17 protein-coding genes and 1 pseudogene are annotated in these 14,259 nt (G+C 39.4%); all 18 read left to right on the top strand.

The features are described 5' to 3' along the window. The first annotated feature begins 21 nt into the window (after positions 1-21). The 18 genes and pseudogenes from FDF36_RS07120 (at position 22) to FDF36_RS07035 (ending at position 14,179) form a co-directional block, all read left to right on the top strand. Positions 22-270, top strand: a complete 249-nt coding sequence (locus FDF36_RS07120; protein WP_220390851.1) for a hypothetical protein — start codon at positions 22-24, stop codon at positions 268-270. Between the two features lie 69 nt (positions 271-339). Further along, a pseudogene (locus FDF36_RS07115) lies at positions 340-759 on the top strand (Arm DNA-binding domain-containing protein); the annotation flags it as partial. Positions 760-1,259: 500 nt separating this feature from the next. Continuing rightward, positions 1,260-2,000: a TetR/AcrR family transcriptional regulator gene (locus FDF36_RS07110; protein ID WP_220390850.1), complete on the top strand. Its 741-nt coding sequence runs from the start codon at positions 1,260-1,262 to the stop codon at positions 1,998-2,000. 394 nt (positions 2,001-2,394) lie between these two features. Beyond that, positions 2,395-3,459 carry a toxin-antitoxin system YwqK family antitoxin gene (locus tag FDF36_RS07105; protein ID WP_220390849.1) on the top strand — a complete coding sequence of 355 codons (1,065 nt, stop codon included), beginning with the start codon at positions 2,395-2,397 and terminating at the stop codon, positions 3,457-3,459. Positions 3,460-3,482: 23 nt separating this feature from the next. Beyond that, complete coding sequence (locus FDF36_RS07100; RefSeq protein WP_220390848.1) at positions 3,483-3,866, top strand: hypothetical protein; 384 nt, start codon at positions 3,483-3,485, stop codon at positions 3,864-3,866. Positions 3,867-4,482: 616 nt separating this feature from the next. Next, complete coding sequence (locus FDF36_RS07095; protein WP_220390847.1) at positions 4,483-4,815, top strand: hypothetical protein; 333 nt, start codon at positions 4,483-4,485, stop codon at positions 4,813-4,815. A 45-nt stretch (positions 4,816-4,860) separates the two neighbouring features. Further along, positions 4,861-5,229, top strand: coding sequence for a hypothetical protein (locus FDF36_RS07090; RefSeq protein WP_220390846.1), 369 nt, complete (start codon positions 4,861-4,863; stop codon positions 5,227-5,229). 23 nt (positions 5,230-5,252) lie between these two features. Next, positions 5,253-6,839: a hypothetical protein gene (locus tag FDF36_RS07085; protein WP_220390898.1), complete on the top strand. Its 1,587-nt coding sequence runs from the start codon at positions 5,253-5,255 to the stop codon at positions 6,837-6,839. 190 nt (positions 6,840-7,029) lie between these two features. Next, the gene (locus FDF36_RS07080) at positions 7,030-7,425 is read left to right on the top strand and encodes a hypothetical protein (RefSeq protein WP_259281387.1); all 396 of its coding nucleotides are present in this window, start codon (positions 7,030-7,032) and stop codon (positions 7,423-7,425) included. Positions 7,426-7,442: 17 nt separating this feature from the next. Beyond that, the gene (locus FDF36_RS07075) at positions 7,443-8,096 is read left to right on the top strand and encodes a hypothetical protein (protein WP_259281386.1); all 654 of its coding nucleotides are present in this window, start codon (positions 7,443-7,445) and stop codon (positions 8,094-8,096) included. A 32-nt stretch (positions 8,097-8,128) separates the two neighbouring features. Then, complete coding sequence (locus FDF36_RS07070) at positions 8,129-8,308, top strand: hypothetical protein (RefSeq protein WP_220390845.1); 180 nt, start codon at positions 8,129-8,131, stop codon at positions 8,306-8,308. Between the two features lie 122 nt (positions 8,309-8,430). Then, the gene (locus tag FDF36_RS07065; RefSeq protein ID WP_220390844.1) at positions 8,431-9,582 is read left to right on the top strand and encodes a glycosyltransferase family 4 protein; all 1,152 of its coding nucleotides are present in this window, start codon (positions 8,431-8,433) and stop codon (positions 9,580-9,582) included. A gap of 29 nt (positions 9,583-9,611) precedes the next feature. After that, entirely contained in the window at positions 9,612-10,631 is a 1,020-nt protein-coding gene (locus tag FDF36_RS07060; RefSeq protein ID WP_195317573.1) for a lysylphosphatidylglycerol synthase transmembrane domain-containing protein, read from the top strand. Positions 10,632-10,713: 82 nt separating this feature from the next. Continuing rightward, complete coding sequence (locus tag FDF36_RS07055) at positions 10,714-10,875, top strand: hypothetical protein (protein WP_005780825.1); 162 nt, start codon at positions 10,714-10,716, stop codon at positions 10,873-10,875. A gap of 1,029 nt (positions 10,876-11,904) precedes the next feature. Further along, on the top strand, positions 11,905-12,378 hold the full coding sequence (locus FDF36_RS07050; RefSeq protein ID WP_005780820.1) for a sigma-70 family RNA polymerase sigma factor: 474 nt from the start codon (positions 11,905-11,907) through the stop codon (positions 12,376-12,378). Positions 12,379-12,387: 9 nt separating this feature from the next. After that, the gene (locus FDF36_RS07045; RefSeq protein WP_195317575.1) at positions 12,388-12,966 is read left to right on the top strand and encodes a hypothetical protein; all 579 of its coding nucleotides are present in this window, start codon (positions 12,388-12,390) and stop codon (positions 12,964-12,966) included. A gap of 129 nt (positions 12,967-13,095) precedes the next feature. Beyond that, positions 13,096-13,257: a hypothetical protein gene (locus FDF36_RS07040; RefSeq protein WP_005780817.1), complete on the top strand. Its 162-nt coding sequence runs from the start codon at positions 13,096-13,098 to the stop codon at positions 13,255-13,257. A gap of 40 nt (positions 13,258-13,297) precedes the next feature. Further along, complete coding sequence (locus tag FDF36_RS07035) at positions 13,298-14,179, top strand: polyphosphate kinase 2 family protein (RefSeq protein WP_220390843.1); 882 nt, start codon at positions 13,298-13,300, stop codon at positions 14,177-14,179. Positions 14,180-14,259: the final 80 nt, after the last annotated feature.

Raw genomic sequence — 14,259 nt, 5'->3', positions numbered from 1 at the left:
CAGAACGCAGTAATAAGACTGATGAATAGCGGTTTAGGTAATAAAAAGGAAAGAGCAGCAAGCCATCCGAAACCAACAAAAAGCCAAGTAAGGACAGAGTTACATTACTATCTCGTTATTTTCTTTTGGCTGGTAGATGATTTTAAGATGGTTTTCAAAGAGCTGATTTACATGGATTTCAGACACTATTTACTTGCAAATGTAACCGAATTTTCGGAAAATGGCAGTGATAGCATGAAAAAAGAAGCAAATCCGATTCTTTTGCACTGATTGGTAGTGCTTTGCGTATCAAGAAACAACTCTACAGGTAATAATTTTGCAATCAAAAAAATGTAGAGTATGAGATCAACATTCAAAGTCTTATTTTATCTAAAGCGCAATGCTCCCAAGAAGAACGGGCTTGTGCCGGTCATGTGCCGTATGACCGTGAACGGCAAAGTATCTCAATTCAGTTGCAAGCTGGATGTAGAGGAAAAATCGTGGAATGTCAAATTGGGTAGATTATCCGGCAGAAGTCTCATTGTACAGGAAGGCAACCGAATGCTGGATAAAATCCGTGTGGGCATCAACAAGGCTTATCAAGAGATATGCGACAGGGATAACTATGTAACTGCCGAGAAAGTCCGTAATGCTTTCTTAGGCATAGGAATGAAACACGAAACCCTGCTTGCAGTCTTTGCCCGGCACAATGAGGATTACGCCAAACAAGTAGGGAAAACCAAGAGCGAGCGCAGCTATTGGAAATACCGCACCGTGTATAACTAGAGGCGGAAAGTCTGCTTAAATCCGCTTTTTCCTGTATTTTCGTTACCCGGCATCCAAAGATACTAAAAGACATACATTTCTATTAACCAGTTAATTACATTGCTTTTCTCCCTTTCTCCTTTTACACTCCTTGTTTTTTGGGTAACTCAAAAGGCAGCGGGTAACTCGCCACTCCTAGCCCTTGCAGGGGGCAATCACCCACCGAAGCCAGGTGATTTTTTATTATGAATGATAATAATGGCTTCTTGCCATCATCGGGCTATTATGAAAAATGGTCATCACCTAATGTCATAAAGGTATATATCAAAATACCATAATACAAGTATGATTGAAAGGATAAATAAGCAAATTAATTAGCCTATTATTTAAATGTCAAGCCACCATTGGTGTTATCTTTATCACCAATATATTGCTTGTAAATTGTAAAACACCTATATTTGCAACAAAACCATCTATAGAAAAGCGGATATAGGCGGTATAAATACGATATAAGAATGAAGCAGGAAGAGAAAAAAACTCGAAACAGACGAACCAATGAACAATTAGACAGGGATGTAATGTCCGAACTCGAAAAACTTGTGGCGGAACAGGGCTTCGGCAATGTCAATCTAAGCACCTTGACGAAAGCCGCAGGAATGGAAGCCAACGTATTCTACAGAAGATACGGTTCGATGGATAATCTCTATGACAAACTTGCCAAGCAATATGACTTCTGGATGAACAATGCCATTGATATTTCCAACTTGAATGTATTGGGACCTAAAAAGTTCTTCGCTGAAACATTCAAGATACTCTTCAGGAACTTATCAGATAATCCTGTTATGCAAAAGCTGTTGCTTTACGAAATGTCAGTGGTCAATGATACCACAAAAAGAACGGCAGAAACGCGAGACATCATGAACCTTAATTTGATTACATATTACGAAACGCTGTTTAAACCTGCAAAAGTCAATATTAAAAGCATCGCCGCAATCCTAATCGGAGGAATTTACTATTTGATACTTCATAAGGAGTGTGCCAAAATCTGTAAGATAGACTTTAATACCCCGGAAGGAGAAAAAGCCTTTTCAGAGGGAATAGACTTCTTGACTGATACCATTTTCAATAGATTGGAAGCGTATGAAAGAGACAGAAACGTAGTCCGGCAAATGCTGGCTGACGGCATAAGCGAGCTAAAGATATGCAAATACATGGGCATTAGTAAGAATGACTTGAAAATGTTGCTCTCAAAATAACCACGGTACAACTTTTTATATAGCCATGTTTGATATGGCTATATTCCTTTTCCGTACAATGCGATTGGAATAATCGTGTTTCCATTTTCAAAAGGATTCAGATGGAATAATATTCAACTATAAATCAATAGATTGATAGTTGTTTAGTTATGTAACCATCTGAAATACAGGCAAATTTATTTAGCTAAAATATTATAATAATTAAAATATATATAATACTTATAAGCAAAATGTATTTCTTATAATTTATTTATGCTACTTTTGTCGGTGAAGTATTAGCCCGTCATAGCAACCAAGAATGCAGCAATAATCAAAATAACGTTTGCGGGTTGTCCGGACGGGCAAAAGGACTGTACACTAATTAAATGAAAATCAAGTAATACAGCAAAAAAGCATGAAGAAAATTATGTTACTACTCCTTTTCGGAGTAATGGTACTCACGAGTACGGCACAGGAAAAAGTTTACCAAATAGAAGAAATCACCGTTATCAACTATGGGGATGGTCGGATGCTCTTTCGCTTGAACAATGAAGAAAAGACCCCGCTCAACGGCTCTCACCGTCTGATTGACGGTTACCACTCGGAGTACATTCTCGCTGACTTTAAGGATGGCATGTATCATGGCAATTACCGACATTTCAAAGAGAACAAACTACTTGAAGAGTGCCGTTACAAAGAGGGAAACAGGGATGGGTTATACAAGCGCTATTATGGTGACGGACAGACCGTGCAAAGTGAGCGAACGTTTATAGGCGGAAAAGTGGATGGCGTGAGCAGGACATATCACTCGAACGGCAAAGTTGAAACAGAAAAAGTATATAAGTTAGGGATTGAAGATGGTTATGACCGCCGATACAATAGCGACGGCACTCTGACGCTCGACGAATGTTATAAAGACGGTAAACGCGATGGCAAATGGACTGAACATTTGTCGGGCAACGTAGGTGATGTGACTCGCATCAGTTTCTATAAGAACGGTTTGCCCGATGGTCAGTGGAGCGAAATGTGGAAAGACGGCAAGCCCCGTAGCAAAAGTAGCTATAAAGACGGCAAAAAAGAGGGAGTCTGGATTAGATATGGTAAAGGCGGCAAGCCCGAAAAGTCCACCACTTACAGAAACGATGAAAAGAATGGAGAAGAGATTATTTATTTCACTGACGGCACTCCTGAAAAGTCGTCAAACTACCTCAATGGCAAATTAAACGGAATAACAAAGGAATTTTATTTTGGGTCAGGTCAATGTAAATCGGAATATACTTTCAAGAACGGTAAGCGTGAAGGAGTATATAAACGTTACTTTGATACCGGAAAGTTGCAGGAAGAGGGCCGTTGTGAAGCTGATAGTGAGGTCTATCGCAAGGAGTATTACGCTAACGGCAAGCTCAAATCGGTTGCCGAGCGCAAGGGCGGAGGCTGGAATACCATTGAAAGATATGATTCGGATGGTAATAAAGAGTAAAAAAGGGAAATTGAAAAAAATACATGAAACCAGAAATAGCATACAAGTTGGTAGAAAGATTTACTCTTACCAATACAACAATCATGACTATATTTTTTGCTATTCATTCTGATTCTCTTTGGACTGCATTCTGTATCATTGTTACTGTACCAGTAATCGGTATTGCTATGATGGCCATGTATGAATCTTCCGCCAATGGCTACACCGAACTGATGAAAAATCTGACAGAAAAGGATAAAAAGGCAATGAGCGATGTCCCTTGGGATAAGGTAATCAAAGAAGCACGTAATAGATATTTAATGGGGTTAATCGGTATCATGTTTTGCAATATTTTATTTTCTGGGTTAATAATATTTTTCCTATGGATAATAATATATGAAGGAAGAACAGTTGTTTTTAGATTATAAAAATCAATTATAATGGAAAGATGGGAATAAAACGACGAAAACAACGAGAGGCATTTTGATAATCATTTATATGATAGTATCTATAGTACTATATATAATAGTGTCAGATTATAATTAAGGATATAATAATTGGAAATGGGAATTTCAATTAAGTGCAAACATTATCAGGGAGATGAATATTAATACGGAATTTTAATTTGACATATCAGTTATGAGACTAAAGACAGTTATAATCACGGGAGTAACAAGTTTTTTCGGCTTGGTTGGTTGCACAAAGGCACGGGTAGGGAAACCGGTTTTCAACTTAGACAATCCGGACTACGGCCTAAACGTAGCCGCTATGATGTCTTCCCTCTTAGAGTGTGTGGTATATCCTTTCTTCACCTAACTAATATCATGTTTGAAAGCGATACAATTGCGAAACTTGATTGGTTAGGATTTTACAATGTATCGACAAAACAAAAAGAATGGGAAGAATGCCAGTTCAATAGAGAGAATGAAGAAGCTCCGGTTATATTATCATGATTATGATAAACAATATGTATTTGTACCGTTTGGTAAAATAGAGTAGATAACGGTTTAAATCCAAATATAGTAACGAATAAAAACACACAATATGAATCATTTTATATCCAACGAAGCGATAAGAAAAGTTTTCAAAGTAATTGTACTCTATGGTGCAACACTGGCAGTTCATCCCATATTATTCCTTATCATAATGATATTAATGAGTCCGTCGCTTGGCGGTCCCGGAAAGGGAGCTTCGCCCGAAGGACCGTTCTTACTGAGTAGTGCCATCGTATGCCTTATCAATATACTGTTCTACCGCAGCATGTTCGGTAGAGGAAAGGTAATTAAATCCATATTACTGAGCGTGTTGGTCATTGCTTTCTGCATGATATTGGGAAAGTTGGATGTATGGATATTCCCAGCCTATTATTCGTTATAACAGGAATACTTTATTCTCTAAATCAAATTCAATAACTGTATGATTATGAAACTATTCAAAACAACTTTAACTGTTATCTTGATGTGCCTTATCAGCCTCACATGCGCTTCGGCCAATCGAGACGGAGATACTTTCCGAATCTTCATTGACTTTTTGAAGCAAGAAATTCTTTACCACAAAGATGCTGTTTATTATCCCTTTCCCTTCAAGGATATCACCATCAACCATGAAATGCCCTGGATTGAAACCAATCGCGAACGCATCGAGCAACTCCTTTGTGACGGAATCAGCTACAACGAACGCGATTCCTGTGTCAAGTACCTCCCTCTATTGGAGATGTCCCACCGTAAGAACGAAAGGAAAACGAAAAAGGAATTGAGGGATAGTGGGATATCTTTGGAGAAATCAATTTAGAACGAAATAGTAAATATTGAATTATGGATATTAAGACACTTTTGATTATGGGATTACTAAGTTTTGGGCTTGCCGGATGCGCTAATGCGCAAAATAAGCAAGGGAACTCGAATGTTAAGGAACTTACTAAAGAACAAAAAGAGAAGTTGAAAGAAATGTATGAGATGTACCAGTATTTTCAAATAAAACCGGGCATTTCCGAAAATGTGACTGTAAAAGAAAGAATCGAACCTTTGCCGTGGGTGGAAACGGAGAGGGAGTTTGATCCATTTTATGTGAAGGAGTGGCTTAGCAATGCCCAACTAGGGTTTGGAGAATTTTATATGGTAGACGGTAGATTGTCGCTGCATGGTACATATGGAGCATGCAAAGACCAGAGGGAGACAAAAGAATACCCGCAAGTGACACCCTCCGATAATCCTTATGAGAATAAACTTGCTAACATAAACATGCTTGGAAACATGAGAATCAACCTCATATCTCGCTTGCGAAGTACGGATGGAGATACACTGAAATTATCCGCTTTCTCTCGGTTGGATATTTCCGACGACAAAAAGGAACTTTCTATGTTGTTCCGCCCCATCTATGGAGACGCTGCCGACTTCGAGGGAGGCATCGAGGTAGAACTTCTTCCCCCTTTGCGCTGGAAGCATGTACGCATCTCTCTTTTACCCGAAGATGAAGGCAAGGAATATGAATTTGACGGTATAAGATTCAAAGTGTTCAAATCCAATCCCGGTGATGTGATACTTGAATATGACGAGAGGTATGCTGAACAAATGGATAACTGTAAACTTATTCTGATCAAGGGGCAAAAGTTAATAGACTGTGACAATCAAATGATGAGTGGCGGCAAGAAAATATTGCAACTTTACAAACATCCTGACATGGGGTTTGGAGGGTGGTGTATCACCTTCATGGAAGTAAACTGTAAGGCGCTCGGAACAACACCGGAAGCGTTGAAACTTGCAACAGAAAACCACTACCAGCCGACACCGGAAGAACTCCGTCACTTTCATGAAACGTCAGGTGAGATTGTGGGGTGTCAGCTAACGGATATACTAAACGATATTAATCCAAAAAACTATAAGGAGTTTTATCAACAATGGGTAGAAAAAGGCTATGAGACTGCAATAGAGTTCAAGGGGAATTACGATGATGCAATGGGATGTTTCTATGAGCGTTATGGAAATGACAGTGAACCGTATATTGCTTTTTTACGTGGTGTAGACATCGGTTGTTCGTATGTGAAAGCTAACCTGAAACCGGATTGGGATATTATAAACAGTTGTTCTATTGATTTTCTAAATAAATACAACAGTGCCGACGAGGATTCATTATACAGTATTGTTGCAAAGCATAGAGAGGAATATATAGAATCTATCGTATCACGAAGAGAAACATTATCATTCTTGACTGATAAAGATATAGAATATCTTTCAAAAGATATAGTTGAAGATGAAAGTCCAATCATGTATTGCTGGTATAAAACCAATACAGATGCAGATGCCATGTATATTTATAAACCGGACGAAACGACAAATAAACCTCTTATTAAAGTTCGTTATCATCTGGGTGGAGATAAGCCGGAAATTATTTATCCTGAATAACTATCGGTTATATTTCAAAATATATATGAAAGGTGAACTATTGCACGTGAATACAGAACTTTAAATCAAAGTAGTATGAAACTTAAAAAATATCGTTACGGGGATATCCGTAATCATTGTTGGAAGTATTGGACTCTTTTATTCCAACGTATTGCAACCTCCGTTTATCCACATAACTAAGGGTAAATATTTGGACCGAAGAGACAGTACCTATGACTATACCGAGAAGATATTGGTGGCACATCCTCCTAAGGATACTTTGGAGCGCATGAAGATGATGATAAACTATTATGATACAGCAGGCGTGTCTTTAGCTGATTTAAAGAAGCAAGGAGATATTTGTATTGTCCGCATGGAAGAAAGTCCTGATAAATGGAAGATTGGGATATTGTATAATCTGGGGACAGAACCCGATGCCGATTATATCGGGTGTAAAACAAAGAATTACATTTTATATGATGAAAGAGATTCTAATTTTTATGAGAATCATAAGGATGATGAAATCGTACGATATTACCATGAGTTGCAGAAACGGAAACGACATACAAAGAGCGAGCCAAAGGGTGAACAGGAGATTTCGATGTAACAATTTAACCTAAGAATATGAACAAGATTATAATGATCGCAGCCTTATCGGCAGTTTGTGCGTTTACGGGATGTAACAATGCGTCCAAACAAAGAACCGGGAATACCAGTTCGGAAACCAACTTGCCTTCATGTCAGAAGACATCACAAGACAAACCGAACATGATAGAGATTGTCGGTACACCGTATCTTGCACTGAATAAGTTACTGGTATTACCGGATGATGCGAAGAGCGTGGCAATACCCTTGCCTGTTTCATTCTACAGCTATTATAAATATGGACAAGAAAATCCAGGATATCAACCTGCCGATAGTTTGATTTCTTTCTTAAAAACACTCGGATTCGAGGGTGCGGAATTTCATATGTGCCATACGCTTCCGTTCAGAAATAAGAATATTCTTCCGGTATTGCTTTGTCTATCCTTAGGGGACAACGACAGCTATCTGATCGTGACCGTTGATGCCGAACTATGTAAAATAATTGACCATTTAGAGGTAGGCGAATCAACCGATAACGGTATAATTTCATTCCGTATAGATAAAGAGTTCAATATTGCGAAATTCAGCGCAGAAATAGTATACAATGAAACGGACAATACTTATGAAGAGGTCTATAAAGAGAAATTAGGTAGCTATCAAATCGGATCTGACGGCAAAATATGTGATAAATAATGAACAAGACGTTTTATTAAAACAATAATAGTATGAAACTTAAAACATTTATCATTATTAGCCTGATAGGCTTTTTTAGTCTATTGGAGAACAGTGCCCATGCGCAATTGGGCAAACAAGTGATCGACCTGGACAATCCGGACTACAACCTCAATGTCGCGCACTATTTTTCGGAATCGATCGATGTAGACAACCCTAAGCAAGGAATTTAGAAGACGGACGGATCAGAGGAAGTGGGAACCCGTTATCTCCTGAAGAAGAACACTCTCGTCATACTTCCGTCAAACAATTGTAATACGTAAGCTGTTTCTTTGCAAACAGATAATGGAATACAATGATAGGTCTTTTTAATGATTGTTTCCCTCCGATCATGGATGGGGTATCACTTACTACACAGAACTATGCCTACTGGCTGCATAGGAAGGCGGGGAATGTTTGTGTGGTGACTCCTAAGTCACCTGATGCGAGAGATGCGGAAGAATATCCGGTTTACCGCTATTCATCTGTTCCCATTCCTATGAGAAAGCCTTACAGACTGGGCTTTCCGCGCATCGATTGGCCTTTTCACGAGCGTATCAGCCGGCTTTCATTCGAGCTGGTACATGCCCATTGCCCCTTTTCTTCGGGAGCATTGGCCATGCAGATTGCCAGAGAACAGCATGTTCCGATTGTAGCTACGTTTCACTCTAAGTACCGGGCGGATTTTGAGAGGGCCATTCCTTCCCGTCTGTTGGTGAACTATCTGATAAGAAAGGTGATTCGTTTTTACGAAGCTGCGGATGAAGTGTGGATTCCCCAGGCAGCTGTCGAAGAGACGTTGCGGGAGTATGGGTATAAGGGCAGGATAGAAGTGGTGGATAACGGAAATGATTTTGCAGGTACGCCTTCTCTCCAATCTGTCCGGCAGGAGGCTCGGAGGACTTTAGGTATCCGTTCCGGGGAGTTTATGTTTCTTTTTGTCGGTCAACATATTTGGGAGAAAAATCTCGGTTTTTTGCTCGATTCGCTTGTCTGTTTGTCTGATGTACCTTTTCGGATGTACTTTGTCGGTTCAGGCTATGCAAGCCATGAATTGAAACAAAAGGTGGTGGAACTGGGATTGGCTTCCAAAGTGTCTTTTGTAGGTAGTATTGTGGAACGCGAGATCTTGAAACGCTATTATGTTGCTGCCGATCTGTTTCTGTTTCCTTCTTTGTACGATAACGCTCCGCTGGTGATACGTGAAGCGGCTGCATTGGGCACGCCTTCGGTATTGATCAGGGATTCTACCGCTTCGGAAATAATCTCCGATTCGGTAAATGGTTTTCTGAGTCCCAATAGCACAGAGGCTTATTCCAATCGCATACGTGAAATATTATGCAGTACTGCCATAATAAAGCAGGTGGGAGAGGAGGCATCACGAACCATTGCCCGGTCATGGGAAGACGTGGCCGGTGAAGTGTACGATCGTTATAACCGGTTGATAAAGCGAAACGGAAATAAATAAGATTATCATTGAAACTCTCTTCCTCCATTATGTCAGATTCTATTAAAACCTTTAAAACCGGATACATCCTACTTCCGGTCCTGATTGGGTTGTCAGTGGTAGGGTGGCTGTTCTACCGGGAGTTTAATCCAGAACTTTTTAGTGGTATTCGTTTTTCCTGCCGTTTGGTGGGAGGACTGTTGCTTGCGATGTTCTTTATGTTCGGGCGTGACGGTGGACTGATGTGGCGTTTCCGTTTTATCACCGATCGTGAACTGACATGGAAGCAAGCATTCCGGGTAAATATGCTTTGTGAATTTACATCGGCAGTGACTCCTTCGGCAGTGGGAGGGAGTAGCCTGATTGTGTTATTTTTGAATAGAGAAGGCATTAATGCCGGACGCAGTACAGCTTTGACTATCTCCTGCCTGTTTCTGGATGAGCTATTTCTTGTATTGGCTTGTCCGCTTGCTTTACTTCTATTTTCATTCGACGATCTGTTTGGTAATGTGGCGATTCTATCTTCGGGAATAGAGGTACTGTTTTTTCTGGTCTATGGGGGCGTTACGATCTGGACTTTCCTGTTGTATCTTGCTTTGTTCCGACGTCCGGAATGGGTAAAACGTTTATTACTCACTATTTTCCGCTTGCCACTGCTTCGTCGTTGGCACAAGGCGATCGAAGCACTTACGGACAATCTGGTATTAAGTTCCAGAGAGATGAGTCAGAAGTCTTTTACCTTTTGGTTGAAAGCTTTTGGGATTACTTGCTTGGCTTGGACTTCACGTTATCTGGTAGTCAATGCTTTGCTGATAGCCTTTACCACTTCGGGCAGCCAACTGTTGGCTTTTGTGCGTCAACTGATTCTATGGGTAGTTATGACTATCAGCCCTACTCCCGGTGGAAGCGGAGTAAGCGAATATATGTTTCGTGAATATTATGCCGATTTTTTTGATGTGGCAGGCATGGCTTTGGTTGTTGCTTTCGTTTGGCGGATTATTACCTATTATATGTATTTGCTGATAGGTGCTATCATTATTCCCGGTTGGGTGAAGAAGTTGAGAGATTAAACAATGTTGTCACAAGCCTGTAAAAAGAACGTAAATTCTTGCCGCTATCTTTGTCCTGTCAAAATTAAAAGAGAAAAGCCTTATGAGTAGAGAAGAATTACAGCAGAAAAGTCGTTTCGCCATGATAGGAACATTGATGACCATTGTCAGTCTGGTGTTTTTGTTTTATGTAGGCAGTTCGCTGCTCAATACAACCAAGAAATATAAAGAACAAGCCATTGAGATAGCTTGTATGGACAGATAGTTAGTTACTTAGTATCCGGTGACTACTTGATCAGTTCTTAGGCTGATGAGATTTTTTGGACCTCCTTTTCTACATGCGGATTATTAATAAAACAACTCGATTTTGTGCTGCTTATAATGCATTGCAAATAAGAATATTACTGTTCTTTTCGATGTCTTTATCTTAGCCCGGGTACGAGGTCCCATGAGCCTGAGTAGCTGGGCTAATGGGACCTCGTACCCGGGCTCATGGGTTTGTGTACCCGAGACAGGATAATACTCAAACCATTTTTGCTTAATATACTAAGGAGAATAAAATGCTTTATATGATATAAAGAGATAAGTAATTAATGTCATTTTCTTGTTTATTAGGACTTTATAACGAATAAATCCTCTTAAATGAAGGGTGGAAGATGGAAGATCGAAATGCATTTTCTGGGTTCTTCTTCAAATTAGGTGGTAAGTTTTCTTTTACTCATGGAATCTAATTCCGTTTTCGGAAGTGTAAGTCCTCGTTTATAGTTGATAAAAAAGCAAGTATCCCGGCTTTCCCCCGAAGAGTCCATCCATGAGGTGAAGAAGCAAATTTTAAAATAAACCATCTGAAAATCAATATCTTTAAAAAGTAAGATTTCTATCCTCAAAAGCTTTGTTTTAACACAGAGTTAAAGCTTGTTCTTTGGATGTGAATAACAAGTTCTTTAAATGCAAAAGCCTTATTATTTGCGCATAAGAACCTGACAAACTGCAAAAGGCGTTAACAATGTTAATTGAAGAAAGGTATAAGGATGAAGATACCGGTTCGGACGGCGCAAATTCACTTCCGAAACTTGAGTTATCTTATTCAGCCGGTATCTATTTTTTCTTATTAAAGCAAGCAAAAAGGACAATTATCAACTTGAAAATAAAGAAATAAAGAATTTACCACCAAATTTGAAGAAGAACCATTTTCTGTATGAGAGGAAGCAGGTAATGTATCTTAATTTATTTCTCTTTTCTCTGAAACTATTTCCTTCTTTTGCCGACTAATGGATTAAAAGAGACAAGAAACATGGAAATAGAAAAGGATTTTATAAACCTGTTGACTTTACACAAAGCTCTTATATATAAAGTTTGTTTTATGTATACTTCCAATCAGGAAGATTTGAACGACCTCTATCAGGAAGTAGTAGTAAACTTATGGTGCTCTTATCCGGGATTCAGGAATGAAAGCAAGTTGTCTACGTGGATATATCGTGTAGCTTTGAATACTTGTATTTCGGATTTACGAAAAAAGAAAGCATTGGATTATGTGCCGTTGAGTATGGAACTCGGAGTGTATGATGATTGTTTGCGCTATGAGTCGTTGAAGGAAATGTATCGGTTAATACGTCAACTGGATAAATATGAACGAATGTTTGTCTTATTGTGGCTGGATGAAAATAGTTATGAAGAAATAGCAGCCATCACCGGAAGTAACCGGAATACTGTGGCTGTAAGGTTACACCGGATCAAAGAGAAATTAAAGAAGATGTCGAACCAATAAAAAACAAATATGGAACTGGATGAATTAAAACAAAAATGGATGGAACTCTCCGAACAGGTGGAGAAAAATGAATTACTCAACCGCCAGATAATTATAGATATGATACAGTCAAAGAAAGAAACCTATTTGCAGCAACAATTGCGTGTGGAAAAGATCGGTTTCGGTGTCTTAGGTATCTTTCTGGGTGTGGTATGTTATACCTTTTGGAGAAATGTAGCTCCCGACTGGATTTCATGGTATTTGCTGGGAATGGTGATATGGCTTTTGGTTATGCAAAGTCTCATGTTTCGGATTGTATATACCTTAAAGACTGTAACAGAACATGTAGAGCAACAATACAGGAGGTTACAATCTTACAAGGTGTTGATGAATCTGACATATATTTTTGCGTATGTGGCAATCACTCCCGTTATAATTGCCTTTTTCTGTATATGGCATAACCCTCTTTTTAGAACAATATTGTGTGTGATGATACTGGCTGGCTTTTTGGGAGACTATTTTATTTATCATAAGACCGGTGACCGGTTAAAAGGGTTTAGGGAAGCTGTCCGTTCGTTGCAGAATTTAAAGTCAGGAGGTAAAGAATAGAATTTAAGCCTCCTTTGGTTTAATTAGCTAATCGGATGAAACTTTTTTGCCCGATTCTTTGTATCTTTATTACCGGATTATAACAGGTGTCACTGTAAAAGGTTGCACTCTAAAAAGAAAGGATCAGAAATGGATACAAACGAGTTAAAACAAAGACAGCATTTCATTCTAATCAGGACGTTGCTGGTTGTCACAGCTCTTGCCCTGTTGGTCTATATCGCTTTCTCAATGGCCTATTCATCCAGAAGATTTCAGGAAAGTACTTCAATTATCGAATTGGTTAGTGATTAGCTAAATAACGTCCGAAGAAGATAATAAACAGATTGGCGAAATGAAAAAAGAAATCTTGAAAAGGCTGTTGGCTACTCCCGGAGCGGAACATACCGTTTCGGAATTTGATACTCACTTTACAGGCGATTTGACCAAACAGGAAGCCGGGGCACTACTGGCTGAAGATATTGAGAAACTTTCTGCTTTGCAGGGGAAACTGTATGCACAGGACCGATATTCGGTCCTCGTCATTTTTCAGGCAATGGATGCTGCCGGAAAGGACGGAACAATTAAACATGTAATGTCCGGTATCAATCCTCAGGGTTGTCAGGTATACTCTTTCAAACAACCATCAGCCGAAGAACTCGACCATGATTATCTTTGGCGTATCAACAGATGCCTGCCGGAAAGAGGGCGTATCGGCATATTCAATCGTTCGCAGTATGAGGATGTGTTGATTGCCAAGGTACATCCTGAGATTATTTTTTCTAATAAGTTGCCGGGTGTCACCAGTCTGGAAGATGTCACTCCGAAATTCTGGAAAAAGCGCTATCGTCAGATAAATGATTATGAACGCTATCTGACGGAGAATGGTACGATTGTTATCAAATTCTTCCTGAATGTTTCGAAAGATGAACAGAAGAGACGCTTTTTGGCAAGGTTGGAAGATGAGGCAAAGAACTGGAAATTTTCTACTTCCGATTTGAAAGAACGTAGCTATTGGGATGATTATATGAAGGCTTATTCGGATATGCTGACTCATACTTCGACGGAAGATGCACCGTGGTATGTGATTCCGGCTGATAATAAATGGTTCATGCGTTATGCTGTGGGGCGGATTCTTTGTGAACGCATGGGTGAACTTGATTTGCATTATCCGGAAATGCCTGTTGAGGCACGGCATAAGATTGATGATTTCAAAAAAGCTTTGCTGGATGAATGAATAAAAAGCGGATTATCCGTCACAGACAATCCGCTTACTTTTTAACATTAGATTTTTAGAGAACTATGAAATTATTTATG

The organism is Bacteroides fragilis, assembly GCF_019583405.1.
GTDB classification, from domain to species: Bacteria; Bacteroidota; Bacteroidia; order Bacteroidales; family Bacteroidaceae; genus Bacteroides; species Bacteroides fragilis_B.
The sequence above is the reverse complement of the archived record's forward strand: the minus strand, read 5'-3'. Positions and strand labels throughout refer to the sequence as shown.

Coding starts and splice junctions, on each gene's coding strand:
- FDF36_RS07120 (WP_220390851.1), top strand. CDS start 22: ATGAATAGCGGTTTAGGTAATAAAAAGGAAAGAGCAGCAAGCCATCCG.
- FDF36_RS07110 (WP_220390850.1), top strand. CDS start 1,260: ATGAAGCAGGAAGAGAAAAAAACTCGAAACAGACGAACCAATGAACAA.
- FDF36_RS07105 (WP_220390849.1), top strand. CDS start 2,395: ATGAAGAAAATTATGTTACTACTCCTTTTCGGAGTAATGGTACTCACG.
- FDF36_RS07100 (WP_220390848.1), top strand. CDS start 3,483: ATGAAACCAGAAATAGCATACAAGTTGGTAGAAAGATTTACTCTTACC.
- FDF36_RS07095 (WP_220390847.1), top strand. CDS start 4,483: ATGAATCATTTTATATCCAACGAAGCGATAAGAAAAGTTTTCAAAGTA.
- FDF36_RS07090 (WP_220390846.1), top strand. CDS start 4,861: ATGAAACTATTCAAAACAACTTTAACTGTTATCTTGATGTGCCTTATC.
- FDF36_RS07085 (WP_220390898.1), top strand. CDS start 5,253: ATGGATATTAAGACACTTTTGATTATGGGATTACTAAGTTTTGGGCTT.
- FDF36_RS07075 (WP_259281386.1), top strand. CDS start 7,443: ATGAACAAGATTATAATGATCGCAGCCTTATCGGCAGTTTGTGCGTTT.
- FDF36_RS07070 (WP_220390845.1), top strand. CDS start 8,129: ATGAAACTTAAAACATTTATCATTATTAGCCTGATAGGCTTTTTTAGT.
- FDF36_RS07065 (WP_220390844.1), top strand. CDS start 8,431: ATGATAGGTCTTTTTAATGATTGTTTCCCTCCGATCATGGATGGGGTA.
- FDF36_RS07060 (WP_195317573.1), top strand. CDS start 9,612: ATGTCAGATTCTATTAAAACCTTTAAAACCGGATACATCCTACTTCCG.
- FDF36_RS07055 (WP_005780825.1), top strand. CDS start 10,714: ATGAGTAGAGAAGAATTACAGCAGAAAAGTCGTTTCGCCATGATAGGA.
- FDF36_RS07050 (WP_005780820.1), top strand. CDS start 11,905: ATGGAAATAGAAAAGGATTTTATAAACCTGTTGACTTTACACAAAGCT.
- FDF36_RS07045 (WP_195317575.1), top strand. CDS start 12,388: ATGGAACTGGATGAATTAAAACAAAAATGGATGGAACTCTCCGAACAG.
- FDF36_RS07040 (WP_005780817.1), top strand. CDS start 13,096: ATGGATACAAACGAGTTAAAACAAAGACAGCATTTCATTCTAATCAGG.
- FDF36_RS07035 (WP_220390843.1), top strand. CDS start 13,298: ATGAAAAAAGAAATCTTGAAAAGGCTGTTGGCTACTCCCGGAGCGGAA.